General features: G+C 68.9%; 20 protein-coding genes. 7 read left to right on the top strand and 13 right to left on the bottom strand.

Features of this window, described 5'->3' with window-relative positions; genetic code table 11:
- Positions 1 to 53: 53 nt before the first annotated feature.
- Positions 54 to 932: a DMT family transporter gene (locus C8P69_RS19100; RefSeq protein WP_170118307.1), complete on the bottom strand. Its 879-nt coding sequence runs from the start codon at positions 930 to 932 to the stop codon at positions 54 to 56.
- 192 nt (positions 933 to 1,124) lie between these two features.
- Between C8P69_RS19100 and C8P69_RS19095 the strand changes: the two genes are divergently transcribed.
- The gene (locus C8P69_RS19095) at positions 1,125 to 3,101 is read left to right on the top strand and encodes a methyl-accepting chemotaxis protein (RefSeq protein ID WP_146167383.1); all 1,977 of its coding nucleotides are present in this window, start codon (positions 1,125 to 1,127) and stop codon (positions 3,099 to 3,101) included.
- Between the two features lie 101 nt (positions 3,102 to 3,202).
- Here the strand turns inward: C8P69_RS19095 and C8P69_RS19090 are convergent, their stop codons facing one another.
- The gene (locus C8P69_RS19090) at positions 3,203 to 3,553 is read right to left on the bottom strand and encodes a RidA family protein (protein ID WP_108179045.1); all 351 of its coding nucleotides are present in this window, start codon (positions 3,551 to 3,553) and stop codon (positions 3,203 to 3,205) included.
- Between the two features lie 171 nt (positions 3,554 to 3,724).
- On the opposite strand from C8P69_RS19090, the gene C8P69_RS19085 reads away from it, so the two are divergent.
- Positions 3,725 to 4,168: a tellurite resistance TerB family protein gene (locus tag C8P69_RS19085; RefSeq protein WP_108179044.1), complete on the top strand. Its 444-nt coding sequence runs from the start codon at positions 3,725 to 3,727 to the stop codon at positions 4,166 to 4,168.
- Positions 4,169 to 4,217: 49 nt separating this feature from the next.
- Here C8P69_RS19085 and C8P69_RS19080 read toward each other — a convergent pair whose 3' ends face one another.
- Positions 4,218 to 5,285 (bottom strand): patatin-like phospholipase family protein, encoded by a 1,068-nt coding sequence (locus C8P69_RS19080; RefSeq protein WP_108179043.1) that lies wholly within the window; start codon positions 5,283 to 5,285, stop codon positions 4,218 to 4,220.
- On the bottom strand, positions 5,282 to 6,070 hold the full coding sequence (locus C8P69_RS19075; RefSeq protein ID WP_425440774.1) for a 3-hydroxybutyrate dehydrogenase: 789 nt from the start codon (positions 6,068 to 6,070) through the stop codon (positions 5,282 to 5,284). Before C8P69_RS19075 ends, C8P69_RS19080 begins: the two co-directional genes overlap by 4 nt.
- 144 nt (positions 6,071 to 6,214) lie before the next feature.
- Between C8P69_RS19075 and C8P69_RS19070 the strand changes: the two genes are divergently transcribed.
- The 3 genes from C8P69_RS19070 (at position 6,215) to C8P69_RS19060 (ending at position 8,978) form a co-directional block, all read left to right on the top strand.
- Positions 6,215 to 6,718, top strand: a complete 504-nt coding sequence (locus C8P69_RS19070; RefSeq protein ID WP_108179042.1) for a transcriptional repressor — start codon at positions 6,215 to 6,217, stop codon at positions 6,716 to 6,718.
- Between the two features lie 136 nt (positions 6,719 to 6,854).
- Complete coding sequence (gene ispG, locus C8P69_RS19065; RefSeq protein WP_108179041.1) at positions 6,855 to 8,117, top strand: flavodoxin-dependent (E)-4-hydroxy-3-methylbut-2-enyl-diphosphate synthase; 1,263 nt, start codon at positions 6,855 to 6,857, stop codon at positions 8,115 to 8,117.
- Between the two features lie 3 nt (positions 8,118 to 8,120).
- On the top strand, positions 8,121 to 8,978 hold the full coding sequence (locus C8P69_RS19060) for an SDR family NAD(P)-dependent oxidoreductase (RefSeq protein WP_108179040.1): 858 nt from the start codon (positions 8,121 to 8,123) through the stop codon (positions 8,976 to 8,978).
- A gap of 4 nt (positions 8,979 to 8,982) precedes the next feature.
- On the opposite strand, the gene C8P69_RS19055 is transcribed toward C8P69_RS19060, so the two are convergent.
- From C8P69_RS19055 to ahcY, 9 genes are all read right to left on the bottom strand, one after another.
- Positions 8,983 to 10,002: a zinc-dependent alcohol dehydrogenase family protein gene (locus tag C8P69_RS19055; protein WP_108179039.1), complete on the bottom strand. Its 1,020-nt coding sequence runs from the start codon at positions 10,000 to 10,002 to the stop codon at positions 8,983 to 8,985.
- A 62-nt stretch (positions 10,003 to 10,064) separates the two neighbouring features.
- On the bottom strand, positions 10,065 to 10,994 hold the full coding sequence (locus C8P69_RS19050) for a hypothetical protein (protein ID WP_245902139.1): 930 nt from the start codon (positions 10,992 to 10,994) through the stop codon (positions 10,065 to 10,067).
- Positions 10,995 to 11,068: 74 nt separating this feature from the next.
- A complete protein-coding gene (locus C8P69_RS19045) occupies positions 11,069 to 11,539 on the bottom strand; it encodes a DUF1178 family protein (protein ID WP_108179037.1) in 471 nt (156 codons plus the stop codon).
- Positions 11,536 to 12,372: a carbon-nitrogen hydrolase family protein gene (locus tag C8P69_RS19040; protein ID WP_245902138.1), complete on the bottom strand. Its 837-nt coding sequence runs from the start codon at positions 12,370 to 12,372 to the stop codon at positions 11,536 to 11,538. Before C8P69_RS19040 ends, C8P69_RS19045 begins: the two co-directional genes overlap by 4 nt.
- 11 nt (positions 12,373 to 12,383) lie before the next feature.
- Positions 12,384 to 12,641 carry a glutaredoxin 3 gene (grxC, locus tag C8P69_RS19035; protein WP_108179177.1) on the bottom strand — a complete coding sequence of 86 codons (258 nt, stop codon included), beginning with the start codon at positions 12,639 to 12,641 and terminating at the stop codon, positions 12,384 to 12,386.
- 42 nt (positions 12,642 to 12,683) lie between these two features.
- Complete coding sequence (locus tag C8P69_RS19030; protein WP_245902137.1) at positions 12,684 to 13,496, bottom strand: ComF family protein; 813 nt, start codon at positions 13,494 to 13,496, stop codon at positions 12,684 to 12,686.
- A gap of 88 nt (positions 13,497 to 13,584) precedes the next feature.
- Positions 13,585 to 13,908 (bottom strand): thioredoxin, encoded by a 324-nt coding sequence (gene trxA / locus C8P69_RS19025; RefSeq protein WP_108179034.1) that lies wholly within the window; start codon positions 13,906 to 13,908, stop codon positions 13,585 to 13,587.
- An 89-nt stretch (positions 13,909 to 13,997) separates the two neighbouring features.
- Complete coding sequence (locus C8P69_RS19020; RefSeq protein WP_245902136.1) at positions 13,998 to 15,170, bottom strand: benzoate/H(+) symporter BenE family transporter; 1,173 nt, start codon at positions 15,168 to 15,170, stop codon at positions 13,998 to 14,000.
- A gap of 94 nt (positions 15,171 to 15,264) precedes the next feature.
- Positions 15,265 to 16,683 (bottom strand): adenosylhomocysteinase, encoded by a 1,419-nt coding sequence (gene ahcY, locus C8P69_RS19015; RefSeq protein WP_108179033.1) that lies wholly within the window; start codon positions 16,681 to 16,683, stop codon positions 15,265 to 15,267.
- 696 nt (positions 16,684 to 17,379) lie between these two features.
- Here ahcY and C8P69_RS19010 point away from each other — a divergent pair.
- The gene (locus C8P69_RS19010) at positions 17,380 to 17,781 is read left to right on the top strand and encodes a DUF4345 domain-containing protein (protein ID WP_108179032.1); all 402 of its coding nucleotides are present in this window, start codon (positions 17,380 to 17,382) and stop codon (positions 17,779 to 17,781) included.
- Between the two features lie 149 nt (positions 17,782 to 17,930).
- A partial coding sequence (locus tag C8P69_RS19005; RefSeq protein WP_146167382.1) for a transposase occupies positions 17,931 to 18,267 on the top strand: 337 nt, incomplete at its 3' end.

The raw sequence follows: 18,267 nt of genomic DNA, 5'->3' as shown, positions 1-18,267 counted from the left end.
GCGCGTGACAATCCGGCAAATGACCGGTGATCCGGGAAAAAGCTTGTGGGCCCTCAGCCCTGCCGGGTCGCCAGCCAGACGCCGGCCGCCGTCACCGCCATGCCGATGAGCTGCACGGGGGTCAGCGTCTCGCCGAAGAACAGAAAGGCCATGAGGGCCGAAACGGCGGGCACGAGATAGATATAGGCGGTGGCGCGCGACACCTCGCCCCGCCGGATCAGGTAGAGGAACAGGAAGATGCCGCCCACCGACAGGGCGAGCACCGACCAGGCCATGGTCAGGATCAGCGTCTGGTTCCACTCGGCCTCGACGCGGCCGAACACGAGGAAAAGCGGCAGCATGGCGAGTGCCGCGGCGATGTACTGCCAGGCGGTTGTGGTCCGCATGTCGCCGCCGGAGACGAAGCGCTTCTGGTAGAAGGTGCCGGCCGTCACCGAGATCATGCCGAGCCCGTTGATGACGAGCGGCGTGACGATGGCCTCGAAGGTCTCCGGGCTCACGCCGACAAGCTTCGGCGCCAGGACGAGGATGATGCCGAGGAAACCGAGCGCGACGCCGATACCCTGCCGGGCGGTGATGCGCTCGCCCAGGATGGCGGGGGCGAGGAGGGCGGTCATCACCGGCTGGAGGCCCGCCATGATGCCGGAGACCCCGGAGGGCACGCCATTGGCGACCGCCCACCACACCGCCGCGAGATAGAGCGCATGCAGCAGCACGCCCGACATCATGGCGTGGCCGATCTCCGCGCGCGACCGCGGCCAGGGCGCGCCCATCACGACCGCGATGGCGGCGATCACGGCGGCGGCGAGCGAGAACCTGAGGAACAGGAACCAGAGCGGATCCGCGAGCCGCGCCGAGAAGCCGGCGACGATCCATCCCGTCGACCAGGCGAGCACGAACAGGAAGGGCACCGCCCGCACGGCGAGGGACATGGGCATCTCAAGACCAGGGGCGCGGACCCTAGGATCAACCGCCCTGGAACACAATCATCTGACGCTGGGGAACGTCTTCCGCCGGCAAACATCTGGAATCGCGCTGAAAACTGCCGTCGGCATTTCGCGTGATAGTTGTTCTTTAACCGTTGGTCGCCACACTCCCGCCGACCCCGAGGGAGAAGTTCGACCATGGCGAGGATGCCGTCTCTGTCTATCCGCATGCGGATTGCGCTGCTCGCGCTGGCGCCGATCGCCGGCGTCTTCGCCGCTGGCGGCGCCGCCTGGTACGGCCAGAAGGCCGTCGCCGAGGCCTTCGAGGCCTATGAGGGCTTCTCCGGCCTCGCCAGCGACGCCGCCCGGGTCCGCGCCGCGGTCCGCGACCTGCGTTTCGCCGCGGTCGACTATGCCGAGCGCTACACCGAGGCCGCCACGACCAACTTCTCCCGCGCCCGCATGGAAGCCATGCTCGCGCTCGGCGAGGCCCGCCGCAAGCCGCAGGCCGCCTCGCTCCAGGGCGAGATCGAGCAGTCGCTGAAGCAGCTCGGCGAGGCCGGCTCCGCCTTCGACCTCGTCCGCGTCACCATCGAGACCCTCGGCACCGACGACACCTCGGGCCTCACCGGCCGGATGAACGAGTCGGTGAAGATGCTGGAGGATCAGTCCCGCCGCGTCGCCCAGAACTTCGACGACGGCGCCGGCATCCTCGAGCAGGTGCTGCAGATGCGCCGCCACGAGAAGGACTTCATGCTGCGTGGCCTCGACAGCGACCTGGAGGCCTTCCGCCAGGCGCGCACCAAGTTCATCAACGAGGTCAACCGCTCGGTTGTCGCCCCGGCCACCAAGGCCGAGCTGCTCAAGGCCGGCGAGATCTACTGGCCGGCGCTCGACTCCTATGTCGAGGGTACCCGCACCGTCGAGCAGACGGTGAAGCAGCTCGACACGCTGCTGACCCGCCTCGACCAGACCACCAACGTGCTCGTCTCGGCCGCCGACGCCGGCAAGACGCGCGCCAACGACGCCCGCCTCGAGGCCCAGTCCGAGACGCAGATGCTGATGATCGGCATCATCGCTGCCGCCGTTGTGCTCTGCGGCATCATCGCCATGGTCCTCGGCCGCTCGATGACCCGCCAGCTCGGCGGCATCACCGCCGCCATGCGCCAGCTTGCCGGCGGCGACACCTCCGTCGTCGTTCCCTCCACCGAGGCGACCGACGAGCTCGGCGAGATGGCCCGCGCCGTCCTGGTCTTCCGCGACAACGCACTGGAGCGCGAGCGTCTCGCCGCCGAGCAGATCGCCGAGGTCGAGGCCCGCAACCGCCGCGCCACCACGGTCGACGGTCTCATCCGCGGCTTCGAGGACGCGGCGGAGAAGTCGCTCGGCGCGCTGCGCAGCGCCTCCGGCCAGCTCGATGGCGCCTCCGACCAGCTCGACACCACCTCGAGCGCGGTCACCAGCGAGGCGGTCACCGCTTCCGGCGCGATGGAACAGGCCGCGGCCTCCGTCTCCTCCGCCGCGGCTGCGGCCGAGGAGCTCGCTGCCTCCATCGCCGAGATCGCCAGCCAGGCCGGCAAGTCGACCCAGGTCGCCGACACCGCCGTCGCCGAGGCCGAGCGCACCGCCCAGACCATGGGCTCGCTCGCCCAGGCCGCCAGCCGCATCGGCGAGGTGGTCAACCTCATCCAGGCGATCGCCGGCCAGACCAACCTGCTGGCGCTCAACGCCACCATCGAGGCGGCGCGCGCCGGCGAGGCCGGCAAGGGCTTCGCGGTCGTCGCCTCCGAGGTGAAGAGCCTCGCCAGCCAGACGGCCAAGGCGACCGAGGAAATCGCCAGCCAGATCGGCGCCATCCAGATGGCCTCCGGCGATGCGGTCGACGCCATCGAGAAGGTCAACCAGGTCATCGGCGAGATGCGGGGCATCGCCGCCTCCGTCGCCGCTGCGGTCGAGGAGCAGAACGCCGCCGTCGCCACCATCGCCGAGGCGGTCAACCGCGCCTCCGACGAGACCCGCGGCGGTGCCGAGGCCATGGGCCGCGTCGGCGGCACGGCGCAGTCCGCCCAGGCCACCGCCGAGGACGTGCGCACCCTCTCCGGCCGGCTCGGCGAGGAAGCCCAGGCGCTGGATCTCGAGATCCGCTCCTTCCTCGAGGGCGTCCGCGCCGCTTGATCGGCCTTGCCCCTCCAGAAACGCAAAACGGCCGGGGCTCGCCCCGGCCGTTCGCTTATCCGATCAGGCCCGAAGGCCCCGTCGTCACTTGCTAGCGATCGTCACTTGGCGGCGACGACCATGATCTCGACGGTGAACTGCGGTGCGGCGAGCTTCGCCTCGACCGTGGCACGGGCCGGCGTATGGCCGGGGACCACCCAGCTGTCCCAGACGGCGTTCATCTCGGCGAAGGTCGACATGTCCGACAGCCAGATGTTGGTCGAGAGCAGGTTCTGCTTCGAGGTGCCGCACTCGGCGAGCAGAGCGTCGATGGTCTCGAGGATTTCCTTGGTCTGCTCGGTCACCGACTTGCCGGCAGCCTTGTGCGCCACCTGGCCGGCCAGATAGACGGTGTTGCCGTGGACGACGGCGCCGCTCATGCGCGGACCGACCTGCTTGCGCTCGATGGCCATGGGTCTTCTCTCCTTGGGAAACTGCCGGGATGGAACTGCCGGAATGCAGAGCGCGTCTCTAGCGCGCGGCGAGCCTGCCGCCAACCCGTCCCGCCGCCGCGGCGCCATGCGCGCAGCAACCCCACAACCGCGACCACATGCCGGCCTTGCCACCAGGACCTACAACCGGCGATGATCAACCGAACCGCCGGACCCGCCATGCTCGACCGCTTCTTCGCCATGCTCTCCGACCTGTCGGAGCCCGCCCACGAGCGCTTCGGCGAGGATGACTATCGCCTCGCGGCGGCGGTGCTGCTGGTCCATGTCATGGCGGTGGATGGCCGGGTCGCCCCCGCCGAGCGCGACCGTCTGCGCACGGTCCTCGCCTCGGGCTTCGACCTCTCGGGCCCCGACACCGACCGTCTCATCGAGAGCGCCATGGACCACGAGGCGGCGGGCGACAGCTGGACGGCCCAGGCCGAGCACCTTGCCAACCGGCTGGACGAGCAGGGCCGCCGGCGCATCGTCGACATGATGTGGGCCGTCGTCCTCGCCGATGGCTCGGCCGCCGAACTGGAAGAGGCGGTGGTGGAGCGCGCCGCGCAGCTGATGGGCGTCGATCCGAACCGGCCCTGAAGCATCAGGGACGGCTCGTCCCAAGAAAATCCCTCCGGCCCGCGGGCCTCTAGGACGCCCATTCCGCGGCGATCTCGGCCTCGAGATCCACCGTCGATGCTTCGCCGATCTTGTCGAACTTCGTCCGCAGGAACTTGCGCGCCGCCTTCTTGCCGGCCTCCTGCAGGCTGACGAGGAAGTCGTAGTCGGTGACCACCTTGGAGCCGGCGGTGAGGCCGTCCAGCGCCTCGGACAGCGCGATGCGGTGAAGGTGGACGCGCTTGTAGGCGCCTTGCCCGCGGCCACGCGGCAGCCGGCCCTCGTCCACGAGGCGCGCGACGAAGGCGGCGGCGCGCAGTTCGGCCTGGAGCGAGGAGTTGAAGGTGATCTCGTTGACGCGGTTCATGATCTCCCGCGACGAGGTCGGCGTCTCCTGGCGCAGGATCGGATTGATCTGGACGAGGAGGATGTCCTCGGAGTCAGTGGTCCGGTAGAGCGGGAAGAGCGGCGGATTGCCCATATAGCCGCCGTCCCAGAACGGCGTGCCGTCGATCTCCACCGCCTTGAACAGCATGGGCAGGCAGGCCGAGGCCATCACCGCCCGGCAGGTGATCGCCTCGCGCCGGAAGATGGTGAGCTTGCCCGTCCGCACATTGGTGGCGGAGATGAACACCTTGATCCCGTCGAAGGCGGCCAGCCGGTCGAAATCGACGAAGGACCGGATGAGGTCCTCCAGCGGATTGATGTCGAACGGATTGAGGTCGTAGGGCGAGAAATAGCGCTGCACCTGGTCGACCCAGGTCTGCATCAGCGAGCCCTCGTAGGGCATGACCGAGAACAGCCGGTCGAGCGCCCGGCGCTGCAGCGTCGGCATGGAGCCGTCGATCGAGGCGGCCTTCCAGAAGCGGGCGAGCCGCTCGCGTGCCGCCTTCGGCCCTCCCTCTGCGAGACCGTCGGCGAGCAGGACGGCATTCACCGCCCCGGCCGAGGCGCCGGTGACGCCCTCGATCTCCAGCCGCCCGTCGCGCAGGATCTCGTCCAGCACGCCCCAGGTGAAGGCGCCGTGGGCGCCGCCCCCCTGGAGCGCCAGCGAGACGCGCTTCGTCGCCCTAGTCGCCGGGGTGTTCCGGGCGGTCATGCCGCCGTCCAGCCGCCGTCGATGACGTTGTTGGCGCCGGTGATGTTCTTGGCCGCGTCCGAGCACAGCCACAGCGCCAGCGCCGCCACCTCCTCGACCTGCACGAACTGCTTGGTCGGCTGCGCCGCCAGCAGCACGTCGTTCATGACCTGCTCCTTGGTCATGTTGCGCGCCTTCATCGTGTCGGGAATCTGCTTCTCGACCAGCGGCGTCCAGACATAGCCCGGCGAGATGCAGTTGGCGGTGATGCCGAAGGTGGCGAGCTCCAGCGCGATGGTCTTGGTGAAGCCGAGCAGGCCGTGCTTGGCCGCCACATAGGCCGACTTGAACGGCGAGGCGACCAGCGAATGGGCCGAGGCGATGTTGACGATGCGACCGTGCTTGCGCGCCTTCATGCCCGGCACCACGGCCTTGGTGAGGTGGAACGAGGCCGTCAGGTTGATGGCCATGATGGCGTCCCACTTCTCGGTGGGGAAATCCTCCACCGGCGAGACGTGCTGGATGCCGGCATTGGAGACGACGATGTCGACCTTGCCGAACTTCGCCTCCGCCTCGCGCACCATGCCGGTGATCTCGTCGGGCTTCATCATGTTGGCGGGCGAGAAGAGGATGGTGCGGCCAGTCTGGCTGGCGAGCTTCGCCCGGGTCGCCTCGATCTCGGCGGCGTCGCCGAGCCCGTTCAGCATGACGTCGACGCCCTCCTTCGCCAGGGCCGTGGCAATCGCGAGGCCGATGCCGCTGGTGGACCCCGTAACGATCGCGCTCTTTCCCGCAAGGCTCATGATACCCATCTCCTTCAAGCTGCCGGTGCCCATCAGTGACCCGGCCGCCATTGCAATGCAACACGATCGCGGCGGTTTGGGGGAGCCGGCGGCGCCGTGTTAAGGAGCTGTCACCCGGACGAAAGTCGGGACATCGCGAAGGCCTGGATGATGCTGCGGACGCGCCACCACGACCACGATCACGCCTGCGAGCATGGCCACCCCCCGGTCGACGTGCTGAAGGTGGCCGAGGCCCGCTGCGCCGAGCGCAAGCTGAAGCTCACCCCGATCCGCCGCGAGGTCCTCTCCCACCTTGCCGCCTCGCCGGCCCCGATGGGCGCCTATGACCTCATCGAGAAGATGCACCATTCCTCGGGCCGCCGCCCGGCGCCGATCAGCGTCTACCGCGTCCTCGACTTCCTCCTGGAGGCAGGCCTCGCCCACCGCATCGAGAGCCGCAACGCCTATGTCGCCTGCGCCCATCGCCACGACGGGCCCGACCTCGTGGTGTTCATGATCTGCGATGCCTGCGGCTGTGTGTCCGAGGCCTCCGGCGCGCCGGTGGAGAAGGACCTTGCCGCCATTGCCGGGGCCGCCGGTTTCACCGCGGCGAGCCGTGTCGTCGAGATGTTCGGCCGCTGCGCCCATTGCGGCCCGACCGAGAAGACCTGATCCCCGCCGCTCACGCTGGCCTGCCATGCCTCTGCCGGACTATGATCCGGCCGTGCCAGCGCTCCGTCACGGTGACGACACTGGCGCCGGGGCACGGTGCCCGCTATGTCGGGGGCGCTGAGCGGAGGCGGAAGCGATGATCCAGGGATTTGGGGTGAAGCCCCGGCACCGGACGGTCGGCGTGACCATCGGCGAGGGCGCCGGCGCGGTGATGGTCGGTGGCGGCGCGCCGATCGTCGTCCAGTCGATGACCAACACCGACACGGCCGATATTGACGGTACGGTGCGGCAGGTGGCGGCGCTCGCCCGCGCCGGCTCGGAACTGGTCCGCATCACCGTCGACCGCGACGAGAGCGCCGCGGCCGTGCCGCATATCCGCGACAGGCTCGCCCGCATGGGGGTGAGCGTGCCCCTCGTCGGCGACTTCCACTATATCGGCCACAAGCTTCTGACCGACCATCCGGCCTGCGCCGAGGCGCTCGCCAAGTACCGCATCAATCCCGGCAATGTCGGCTTCAAGGACAAGAAGGACCGGCAGTTCTCGATGATCGTCGAGAAGGCGATCGAGCATGGCAAGGCCGTGCGCATCGGCGCCAACTGGGGTTCGCTCGACCAGGAACTGCTCACCCACCTGATGGACGAGAATGCCAGGAGCGAGAACCCGCTCGACGCCCGTGCCGTCATGCACGAGGCCATGGTGCAGTCCTGCCTGCTCTCGGCCGAGCGCGCCGTCGAGATCGGCCTGCCGCAGAACCGCATCATCCTCTCCGCCAAGGTCTCGGCGGTGCAGGATCTCATCAGCGTCTACCGGATGCTCGCCTCGCGCTCGACCTATGCGCTGCATCTCGGCCTCACCGAGGCCGGCATGGGCTCGAAGGGCATCGTCGCCTCCGCCGCCGCCCTCGGCGTGGTGCTGCAGGACGGCATCGGCGACACGATCCGCGTCTCGCTCACCCCCGAGCCGAACGGCGACCGGACGCTGGAGGTCAAGGTGGCGCAGGAGATCCTGCAGACCATGGGCATCCGCACCTTCGTGCCGCTGGTCGCCGCCTGCCCGGGCTGCGGGCGCACCACCTCGACGCTGTTCCAGGAGCTCGCCCAGGACATCCAGGGCTTCATCCATGAATCCATGCCGGAGTGGAAGACGCGCTATCCGGGCGTCGAGGTGCTGAACGTCGCGGTCATGGGCTGCATCGTCAACGGCCCCGGCGAGTCCAAGCACGCCGATATCGGCATCTCGCTGCCCGGCACCGGCGAGAACCCGGCCGCCCCGGTCTTCGTCGACGGCGTCAAGGTCACCACCCTGCGCGGCCCGACGGTGGCCGCCGACTTCAAGGCCATGGTCATCGACTATATCGAGCGGCGTTTCGGCGTCGGCGGCCAGCGGGCGGCGGAATAGGCCATGCGCAGCTGCGTCGTCACCGGCGTCTCGACCGGCATTGGCGAGGCCATCGCCACCGACCTCGTGCGCCGCGGCTGGCGGGTGTTCGGCACGGTGCGGCGCATGGACGATGCCGAGCGGCTCGATGCCGCCCTCGGGCCCTCCTTCACCCCCGTCATCGCCGACGTCACCGATCCCGACAGCCTGTCGCGCGCCGCGGCGACCGTCGCGGGCCTCCTCGACGGCAAGCCGCTCGGCGGCCTCGTCTGCAATGCCGGCATCTCGCTGCCGGGCCCGCTGCTGCACCAGCCGCTGGATGAGCTCGACCGGCAGTGGAAGGTCAATGTCCTCGGCCAGATCGCCACCGTCCAGGCCTTCGGATCGCTGCTCGGCGCCGAGGAGGGCTTTGCCGGCACGCCCGGCCGCATCGTCATGATGTCCTCGGTCTCGGGCAAGCTGTCCTGGCCCTTCGTCGGCGGTTACTCGGCCTCCAAGCACGCGCTGGAGGCGATGAGCCATGCGCTGCGCCGCGAGCTCATGCCCTTCGGCGTCGACGTCGTCATCGTCGGCCCCGGGCCCATCGCCACGCCCATCTGGGAGAAGTCGGCCGGCGCGGTCGAGAAGACCCGCTACCAGGCGACCTTCTACGGCCCGCTCATCGACCGCTTCGAGGCGGAGGTGCTGGGCCGGGCGAAGCATGCCCTGCCGCCCCAGGCGGTGGCCGACGTCGTCCACACCGCGCTGACGGCGGAAAGCCCGAAGGTGCGCTACACCATCACCCCGGCGCCCCTGATGAACTGGATCCTGCCGCTGATCCTGCCGGCCCGCTGGCTCGACAGGATCGCGGCCAAGCGCCTTGGTTTGACGCGCCTGCGCTGACCCCTCAGGCGACGCCGAGGCTGCGGCCGGCGGCGGTGACCATCAGCACCTTGCCGTCGCGCCCGCCGTCACCGGCGAGTTGCATGGCGCGCGTCGCCTCCTCCATCGGCACCACGGCCGAGACCGGCGTCGTCAGCGTGCCGTCGGCCATGCCGCGGGCGATCCGCCCATAGGTCTCGGCGATGCGGGCGCGGCCCGCCTCCTGGAACCAGTGGATGAGCCAGAAGCCCTTGAGGCTGATCTTGCGGAAGATGAGGTGCTGCGCGTCGATGCGGCAGGATTCGCCCGATAGCAGGCCGTAGTTCACCACCGTGCCGCCATCGCCCAGCGCCCCGGCCATGACGCCGGTAGCCGCGCCGCCGATGGCGTCGATGGCGAGCTTCACCGGCGCGCCGCCGGTCGCCTCCATCACCTTCTTGCGGAAGGCGCGGGGATCGTCGAGCGGATCCGCGAGCACCGCCGTGCCGCCCGCCGCCTTCACCCCCGCCACCGCGCTCTCGCGGCGCACGACATTGAGCGTGTTGATGCCGCGCTGCGCTGCGAGCTTCACCAGGAAGGTGCCGACAGCGGAATTGGCGGCATTCTGCATCAGCCAGTCGCCCGGCTGGAGCGCCACCTGGTCGGAGAGCAGCGCCTCGGCGGTGGCCGGATTGCCCTTCAGCATGGCGGCCTGCTTCAGGTCGATGTCGGCCGGCAGCTTCATGACGAGCGCCGCCTTGAGGGTCACGCGCTCCAGCCAGCAATTGAGGATCATCGGCGAGACGATGTCGCCGACGCCAAGGCCGCTGACGCCCTCGCCCACCGCCGCGATGCGGCCGACCGCCTCGCCGCCGGGGATGAAGGGCAGGGGCGGGCGCGAGGTGCCGTAGAGCCCCTGGATCTGCAGGAGGTCGGACGGGTTGATGTTGAGGACCAGCATTTCCACCGTCACCTCGCCTGGGCCCGGCGCCGCCGGCTCCGGCTGGTCGATGAGGCGGATGGTGGCGGCGGGATCGCCGAACCCCTCGATGACGATGGTCTTCATGCTGTCCTCCCGCCCGTCAGGGCTTCTTGTCGCTGGATCGGGGTTCTTGTCGTTGGAATGCCTTAGTCGCCGAAGCCGATGAAGCGGTAATCCGGCGACGATGTGTTGTGGCGGCTCGGCACGGCGCGCGTCAGCTTCATCTCGATGCCCTCGCCGCCGCGGAAGTCCATCACGGGGGCCTCCTGCCAGCGGTTGGCGCCGGTCGCGCGCCACTCGACGCGGGCGCCGTCGGCATTGGTCTCGGTGACATACATGGAGCGCAGCCCGGCGAAGGGTCCGTTCGCCACCGGCCGGTCCAGCACCACGTCGAGGGCGACGCGGGTGCGGTCGATCTCGGCGACCTTCACGGTCGCGCTGCCGCCGGTGCGGAAGGAGAGGGTGAAGGTCATGGTGGCCGGGTCGAAGCGGATGGCCGAGAGGTTGACCACCGGCCGCTGCATGACCTCGATCGGGCCGATCAGCGCCGAGGTGCCATAGACGATGTCGGGAAGATGGGCCGGCGGCCGCGGCTTGATGCGCCAGTAGCCGTCCACCGGATACATGACGAGGAACTCGTAGGGCGCGGCGGTGCCGTCCTTGACGAAGAGCTGGAACAGGTGGAAGCCGCTCTCGGTGCGGTTGCCCACCGTCACTGGCACCTGCTCGGGCCGCCAGAACTTGTCGAAGGTGATGCCCACGACCTTCAGCCTGTCGTCCTCGTGCATCACCACGTTGCGCGGCGTGAAGCGGAAATCCGCCTTGTCGGTGATGGTGCAGTCGGTGAAGTCCGGTGCCGTCGTGTCCTGCACGATGGTGCCGATCACCGCCGGGTGGTTGGCCTCGATGCGGAAGCGGCGGACATTCGGCGCGGAGAGACGCAGGTCGACATTGTCCTCCTCGGCGCAGAGCGTCGGCACGCTTTCGTTGGCAATGCGGGCGCTCAGCGGCGCGGCCGTCGTCGGGGCCGTCAGGGCCAGGATGGCGGCAAGCGCGGACAGGATGGGGCGGACCATGGGCATCTCCTCGAGAGTACCGCCCTAGCAGGCCGGCGCGCCCGGGGCAAAGTCCGCGCGACGCCGCAGCCGTCTCAGTTGCGGTCGTCGGGGAGAACGGGCAGCGCGTGGAAGGCGACGCCCTCCTCGGCGAGTTCCTTCGCCTCTTCCGGGGTCGCCTGGCCGTAGATGGAGCGGAACTCCGTCTCGCCGTAATGGATCTTGCGCGCTTCCTCGGCGAAGCGGTCGCCGACCGGGTCGGCGGTCTTCATCAACTCCTCGCGCAGGGCGCGGATTCGGGCGCGCAGCTCCTTCTCGGCGGGCGACACCATGGCCACCTGCTCGGGGCCGGGCGCGGCCTCGGGAGCCTGCGTCACGGGGGCGGTCTCGGCGCGGCGGTCCTTGCGCGCGACCTGCGGCGCCATCAGCGCCTTCTCGACCTGCGTGGAGCCGCAGACCGGGCAGGCGACGAGGCCGCGGGCATGCTGCGTCTCGTAGCTGTCGGAGGAGGGGAACCAGCTCTCGAAGGCATGGGCCTTCTCGCAGGTGAGCGCGTATTTGATCATGGGATGTCGGCCACGCTGAACATGCGGCCATTGGCCAGCGACGGGATGCGGCCGCGGGTTTCGGCGATCTTGGCCGGGTCGATCTCGGCGAGGATCACCGCCGGCTCGTCATGGTCGGCCTCGGCGAGGATACGCCCCCAGGGATCGACGATGAGGCTGTGCCCATAGGTCGCCCGCCCGCAGGCATGCTGGCCGCCCTGTGCCGCCGCGATGACGAAGGCGCCGTTCTCGATGGCCCGCGCCCGCATCAGCACGTGCCAGTGCGCCTCGCCGGTCGGCACGGTGAAGGAGGAGGGGATCGCCATGATCCCCGCGCCCTGCTCGGCCAGCGTCCGGTAGAGGTTGGGGAAGCGCAGGTCGTAGCAGATGGTGACGCCGAGCCGGGCCCAGGGCAGGTCGGCCATGACGGCGACGTCGCCAGGCACGTAGGCCGCGGATTCCCGGTAGGTCTGGCCGTTGGGCAGGTCCACGTCGAACATGTGGATCTTGTCATAGGCCGCCACCACCTCGCCGTCGGGCGAGATGACATAGCCGCGGTTGGCCGCCTGCCGCTCGCCGATCTTGATGGCGAGCGAGCCGATATGCAGCCAGATGCCGAGCTGCATCGCCTCGGCCTGGAACAGCGGGATGGAGGTATCCTGGTCCTCTGACCGGATGGCCTCGAAGAACTTCGGCCGCTCCGGCTGGAGGATGTTGGTCATCTCCGGAGTCTGGACGTACTGCGCGCCCGCGCGGGCCGCCTCGCGGATCAGCGCGATGGCCTGGTCGACGCTCGGCTTGATCTGGACGTCGGCGCGCATCTGCACGCAGGCCGCCGTGAAGCTCCCGCTCATCCCGGTATCCGTCATGCCGCGAGCAGCGGGTCGAGCTTGCCGGCCTCGTCGAGGGCATGGATGTCGTCGCAGCCGCCGACATGCTGCCCGGCGATGAAGATCTGCGGAACGGTGGTGCGCCCGCCGGCCTTGGCGATCATCTCCGGCCGCCGGTCCGGGTGCTTCTGGATGTCGATCTCGGTGAAGGCGGCGCCCTTGCTTCGCAGCAGCTCCTTCGCCGCATGGCAATAGGGGCAGAAGTCCTTGGTGTAGACGACGATCTCGGGCATCGCGAAGTCCATGGAAACGTGGGTCGGTGTATCACCTGATGGTCAGATATGGACCGCGAAAGGCCCCTCCACAACCCTTGCCGCGGTCAGCACGTCGATCCGCGCCGCGCCTGCCCGCCGCAGCACGCGGCAGCAGGCCTCGATGGTGGCGCCGGTGGTCAGCACGTCGTCCACCAGCACCAGCCTCTTGCCGCGGATCCAGCCCTTCTTCTCCTCCGCCACGCGGAAGGCGCCGGTGACATTGTCCAGCCGCTGCGCCCGCGTCAGGCCGACCTGATGGCGGGTGCGCCTGACGCGTTTGAGCAGCAGCGGCTCGTTGGCGACGCCGGTGAGGTCCGAGAGGTGCCGCGTCAGCTCCGCCGCCTGGTTGAAGCGGCGGGCGAGCAGCCGCGTCCAGTGCAGCGGCACCGGCACCAGGGCATCGGCATCCGCCAGGAGCTCGTGGCCCGCCCGCGCGATCCAGGCGGCGAGGGCGCGGGCGACGTCCAGCCGGTCGCCATATTTCAGCGCGTGGATGAGCGTCCGGCCCGTGGCGTCGAAGCGGAAGGCCGCCCGCGCCCGGTCGAAGGCGGGCGGGCTGGCGATGGCCTGCGGCGACAGCGCGCCGGGGCCGAGGTCGAAGGCGAGCGGCGTGCCGAGGCGCTCGCAGACCGGCGCGGTGATGAAGCCCACCCCGCGCCAGCAGGTCGGGCAGAGCGCGTGATGGCTGCCGACGGGGTGGCGGCAGGCCAGGCACAGCGGCGGCAGCAGCCAGTCGAGGCCGCGCGCCGCGCCCTGGCCGAGGCGCTGCCGGAAAAGGCTTCTCGTCGAAGGCTCGAAGATCTCGCCGTCGCCATCCATGCCGGATCGTGACATGGGAGCCCGGGTGCCGCGATGCGGGCTATTCCCAACAAAAAAGCCGCCGGGAGCCGGCGGCTTTCGTGTGTCGATGCAGCAGCGCCGATCAGGCGTGGCCGGAGATCCACTGCTTCAGCGCGGCCTGCGGGGCGGCGCCGGTCTTGCGGTCGACCAGCTGGCCGTCCTTGAAGATCATCAGCGTCGGGATCGACATGATGCCGTAGTTCGAGGCGATCTTCGGGTTCTCGTCGACATTGACCTTCACGATCTTCACCTTGTCGCCCATCTCGGCGGAGATGGCGTCGAGGGCGGGCGCGATCATGCGGCAGGGACCGCACCAGGGGGCCCAGAAGTCGACGACGACCGGCTTGTCGGCCTTGATCACGTCGGTGTCGAAGTTTGCGTCGGTGGTGGCGGCAACGGCGCCCATGGCGATCTCCTAATCCTGCGCGAGGAATCGATGCGTTGGGGTCAAGGTAGGCGTCGCCACGGCGCCGTTCAAGGCGAACGGGGCGATGTTCACCGGCTATTGACCCCGCGGGAGGCGGCATAGGCCCGCTCGACGCCCAGCGCCACGAGACCGATGGCGAGGCCCCAGAAGGCGGCGCCGACGCCGGCGATGGTGACGCCCGAGGCCGCGGTGGCGAAGGCGAGGAGGCTGGCAAAGCGCGTCCGGTCCTCCGCCATGGCGCCGGCGAGCGAGCCCATCAGCGCGCCGGTGAGCGCAAGGCCCGCCACCGTCGTCACCAGCGCCTTCGGCATGGCGGCGAAGAGCGCCACGAAGAAGCCGGCAAAGGCGGCAAAGCCGATGAAGGCGAGGCCATAGACGATGCCGGCCGGCCAGCGCTTGCCCGGATCGGGATGGGAATCCGGCCCTGCCGCGATGGCGGCGGTGATGGCGGCAAGGTTGGAGGAATGGGCGCCGAAGGGCGCGGAGAACAGCGACACGATGCCGGTCGTGGTGATGATCGGGCCGGCGGCCGGCGCATAGCCATTGGCGCGCAGCACGGCGAGGCCGGGCAGGTTCTGCGCCGCCATGGTGACGAGATAGAGCGGCACGCCGAGGCCGAGGATCGCCGAGGGCACGAAATCCGGCGTCGTCCAGACGGGCCGCGACAGCGCCGCGCCCTCAGGCAGTGGACCGGCAAGGCCAAGCCCATAGGTCAGCGCCACGCCGGCCGCCACCACCACCAGCATGGCGCTCGCGGCATGGACGAGGCGGGCGACGAGGAAGATGGCGACCAGCGGCAGCACCAGAAGCGGCGCCTGCGGCGCGGCCAGCGCCACGTCGGCGACGAAGCGGAACAGCACGCCGGCCAGCATGGCCGCGGCGATGCCGGCGGGGATGCGCGCGACGAGGTCGCCGAGCGGCTTGATGAGCCCGGTGAGGATGATCAGCACCGCCGCCACCACGAAGGCACCCTCGGCGGCCGGAAAGGCGATGCCCGAGGACGTCGCGATCAGCGCCGCGCCGGGCGTCGACCAGGCCATGACCACGGGGATGCGGTAGCGCCAGGTGAGCGCCATGCCGCCGAGCGCCTTGGCAAGGCAGATGGCGGCGAGCCAGGAAATGGTCTGCGCCGGTGTCGCGCCCACCGCCTGCGCCGCGGCGATGACGAGCGCCACCGTGCCGGCGAAGCCGACCAGCGGCGCGATGATGCCGGCGGAGAGGGTGGAGAGCGTCAGGGGCATGATGCGTCGGATCGATGGGTCATGCGGCGCGCCCCGCAACGAAAAAGGGCCCGGCGATGCCGGGCCCTTCCTGTAGGTGCCCGAAGGCCCCTGATCAATAGCGGTAGTGGTCGGGCTTGAACGGGCCCTTCTCCGGCACGCCGATATAGTCCGCCTGCTCCTTGCTCATCTTGGTGAGCTTCACACCGAGCTTCTCGAGGTGGAGCGCGGCGACCTTCTCGTCGAGGAACTTCGGCAGGGTGTAGACCTTCTTGGCGTACTTGCCGTTGTCGCGGTTCTGCCAGAGCTCGATCTGGGCGAGGGTCTGGTTCGAGAACGACGACGACATCACGAAGCTCGGATGGCCCATGGCGTTGCCGAGGTTCACCAGGCGCCCCTCCGACAGGAGGATGATGCGGTTGCCGGCCGGGAACTCGATCTCGTCGACCTGCGGCTTGATGTTGGTCCACTTGAAGTTCTTCAGACCCGAGACCTGGATCTCGTTGTCGAAGTGGCCGATGTTGCAGACGATCGCCCGGTCCTTCATCGCCCGCATGTGATCGACGGTGATGATGTCCTTGTTGCCGGTGGCGGTGACATAGATGTCGGCGCGCGGCAGCACGTCCTCGATCGTGGCGACCTCGTAGCCCTCCATCGCCGCCTGCAGGGCGCAGATCGGATCGACTTCGGAGACGACGACGCGACAGCCGGCCTGGCGCAGCGAGGCGGCCGAGCCCTTGCCCACGTCACCGAAGCCGGCGACGAAGGCGACCTTGCCGGCCATCATCACGTCGGTGCCGCGGCGCAGCGCGTCGACCAGCGACTCGCGGCAGCCATAGAGGTTGTCGAACTTCGACTTGGTGACGGAGTCGTTGACGTTGATCGCCGGGAAGAGGAGCTTGCCCTCCTCGGCCAGCTTGTAGAGGCGGTGCACGCCCGTGGTGGTCTCCTCGGAGACGCCGCGGATCGCCTTGGCGACCTCGGCGAACCAGCCCTTCGGCTTCTCGGCGAGCATGCGCTTGATCAGGGCGAAGAAGATGACCTCTTCATCCGAGCCCGGCTTGTCGAGGAAGGCCACGTCGCCCTGCTCGGCCTTCAGGCCGTAATGGACGAGCATGGTGGCGTCGCCGCCGTCGTCGAGGATCATGTTCGGCACGCCGCCGCCATGCCAGTCGAACAGCTTGGCGGTGTAGTCCCAGTACTCCTCGAGGCTCTCGCCCTTGTAGGCGAAGACCGGGATGCCGGCGGCGGCGATGGCGGCGGCGGCATGGTCCTGCGTCGAGAAGATGTTGCAGGACACCCAGCGGATGTCGGCGCCCAGCGCCTTCAGCGTCTCGATGAGGACGGCGGTCTGGATGGTCATGTGCAGCGAGCCGGCGATGCGCGCGCCCTTCAGCGGCTGCGACGGGCCGTACTCGGCGCGGATGGCCATGAGGCCCGGCATTTCGGTCTCGGCGAGCTCGATCTCCTTGCGGCCGAAGGGAGCGAGCGAGATGTCTTTGACGATGTAGTCCTTGCCGTGTTCGACAGCCATGGGGTCCTCGGAAAGTGCACGGGGCCGGCAGGATGACCGGCTTGTCGGGCGGGGCTGTAGCATGGGTGCCCGCGGGAGGCAATAAAGACATAAAGATTTCTTTATGTCCGATGAACGAGGCGTGACGGCGCGGAGCGTGGGGTGGGGTCTGATCGATGCGAACGGTTCCCCTCTCCCGCCTCGCTGACGCTCGTCGACCTCTCCCCGCCGGGGAGAGGTGAGGCACGGCCCTCTCCGCGTCATGGCCGGGCTTGTCCCGGCCATCCACGACTTGACCACGACGATGGGACGGAAAGTCGTGGATGCCCGGCACAGGGCCGGGCATGACGGGTGGAGGTTCGGGAGCCCGGCCGGAGCATGACGGGTGGAGGTTCCGGTGAGCGTCTGGAGAAGGCGCATCCCCCACCTCTCCCCGGCGGGGAGAGGTCGGCCGCAGGCCGGGAGAGGGGGCTTTGCGTCAACCGGGAGGCCACTCCCCCTGTCCCCGCCGGGGAGAGGTGGAGTGCCAACCTCACGCCATGTCGTCGACCAGCTCGCCGAGCGCCTTGGCCCCAATATCGGCCGGCCAGCGCGGGAGATAAGACACGACTGACCGCAATGATGGGCCCATTGCACCGATGATCGACTCTGCTCCTGTCAACATTCATCAGAACGCGATACGCAGTTTGCTTGCAGCGTCAGACGGGGGGAACGCACATGTCGGATGTCGTCAAGAGCAAGGAGGGTACGATCGCCCTTGCAGGCGCCGGAGCTGTGATGTTGCTCGTCGGCACGCTCCATCTCGTCGCGCCTCAGATGATGATGAACGCGCCAGCAATCGAGCTGACCACGATCAATCATCTCCACCTCATCCGGGCGGCCCTGGGCGGAGCGTTTATCGGGATAGCAGCGCTGTTCCTGTTGGGGTTGATCTGGGAACGCATGCGGGCGTTCGCGCTGGTCTCAATTGTCGTCCTGTTTAGCGGTTTTGCCTTTGGACGGCTTGTCAGTACGGCCCTTGATGGGCTGCCGGCCGGCATGTTCCTCGGCATTCTGGCTTTTGAATTGATCTTCGCTGCGCTCGCTGTCGCCGCGTTGCGCACCGAGCAGCAGCACTGAACGCGATGAAGCGGCCCCGGACGCCGTATTCGTGAACGCCGAGGCGCCGCCTCGGCTTTGCCGGGCATGGCGGGCGGAGCTTCGGGATGGAACGCACCCCGTTTTGACCGGACAGTCGGCCTAGCTCGCTAAGGCATAGGCGTAGGCCTATGGATAAGGCTATGTCTTCTGATCCGATCCCCCCGACCACACGTGTTGAGGTCATCACGTCAGTCCAGCGGCGCCGTCGTTGGTCGACTTCCGAGAAGGTCCGGCTGGTGGAAGAGGCCATGCAGCCGGGCTCCTCCGTGTCGCTGGTTGCTCGCCGTCACGGCCTCTCCCCAAGCCTGCTCTTCAGCTGGAAGAGGCGAATGATCGAAGGTGGCCATCAGGCTGTCCACGCGGACGAGGACGTAGTCGGGACCAGCCATGTGCGTGACCTCGAGAAGCGTGTCCGGGATCTCGAGCGCCTGCTCGGCCGGAAGACCATGGAGGTCGAGATCCTGA

It is taken from the genome of Phreatobacter oligotrophus, assembly GCF_003046185.1.
GTDB classification, from domain to species: Bacteria; Pseudomonadota; Alphaproteobacteria; order Rhizobiales; family Phreatobacteraceae; genus Phreatobacter; species Phreatobacter oligotrophus.
Note: the sequence above shows the minus strand (reverse complement) of the source record. Positions and strands in the feature narration are given on the sequence as shown.

Bases quoted from the DNA above. Each gene is read 5' to 3' on its own strand.
- C8P69_RS19045 (WP_108179037.1), bottom strand. From the start codon at position 11,539: ATGATCAAATACGCGCTCACCTGCGAGAAGGCCCATGCCTTCGAGAGC.
- C8P69_RS19085 (WP_108179044.1), top strand. From the start codon at position 3,725: ATGATCAACCGAACCGCCGGACCCGCCATGCTCGACCGCTTCTTCGCC.
- C8P69_RS19060 (WP_108179040.1), top strand. From the start codon at position 8,121: ATGCGCAGCTGCGTCGTCACCGGCGTCTCGACCGGCATTGGCGAGGCC.
- C8P69_RS19030 (WP_245902137.1), bottom strand. From the start codon at position 13,496: ATGTCACGATCCGGCATGGATGGCGACGGCGAGATCTTCGAGCCTTCG.
- C8P69_RS19050 (WP_245902139.1), bottom strand. From the start codon at position 10,994: ATGGTCCGCCCCATCCTGTCCGCGCTTGCCGCCATCCTGGCCCTGACG.
- grxC (WP_108179177.1), bottom strand. From the start codon at position 12,641: ATGCCCGAGATCGTCGTCTACACCAAGGACTTCTGCCCCTATTGCCAT.
- trxA (WP_108179034.1), bottom strand. From the start codon at position 13,908: ATGGGCGCCGTTGCCGCCACCACCGACGCAAACTTCGACACCGACGTG.
- C8P69_RS19090 (WP_108179045.1), bottom strand. From the start codon at position 3,553: ATGGCCATCGAGCGCAAGCAGGTCGGTCCGCGCATGAGCGGCGCCGTC.
- C8P69_RS19080 (WP_108179043.1), bottom strand. From the start codon at position 5,285: ATGACCGCCCGGAACACCCCGGCGACTAGGGCGACGAAGCGCGTCTCG.
- C8P69_RS19095 (WP_146167383.1), top strand. From the start codon at position 1,125: ATGGCGAGGATGCCGTCTCTGTCTATCCGCATGCGGATTGCGCTGCTC.
- C8P69_RS19070 (WP_108179042.1), top strand. From the start codon at position 6,215: ATGATGCTGCGGACGCGCCACCACGACCACGATCACGCCTGCGAGCAT.
- C8P69_RS19100 (WP_170118307.1), bottom strand. From the start codon at position 932: ATGTCCCTCGCCGTGCGGGCGGTGCCCTTCCTGTTCGTGCTCGCCTGG.
- ahcY (WP_108179033.1), bottom strand. From the start codon at position 16,683: ATGGCTGTCGAACACGGCAAGGACTACATCGTCAAAGACATCTCGCTC.
- C8P69_RS19020 (WP_245902136.1), bottom strand. From the start codon at position 15,170: ATGCCCCTGACGCTCTCCACCCTCTCCGCCGGCATCATCGCGCCGCTG.
- C8P69_RS19010 (WP_108179032.1), top strand. From the start codon at position 17,380: ATGTCGGATGTCGTCAAGAGCAAGGAGGGTACGATCGCCCTTGCAGGC.
- ispG (WP_108179041.1), top strand. From the start codon at position 6,855: ATGATCCAGGGATTTGGGGTGAAGCCCCGGCACCGGACGGTCGGCGTG.
- C8P69_RS19040 (WP_245902138.1), bottom strand. From the start codon at position 12,372: ATGAGCGGGAGCTTCACGGCGGCCTGCGTGCAGATGCGCGCCGACGTC.
- C8P69_RS19055 (WP_108179039.1), bottom strand. From the start codon at position 10,002: ATGAAGACCATCGTCATCGAGGGGTTCGGCGATCCCGCCGCCACCATC.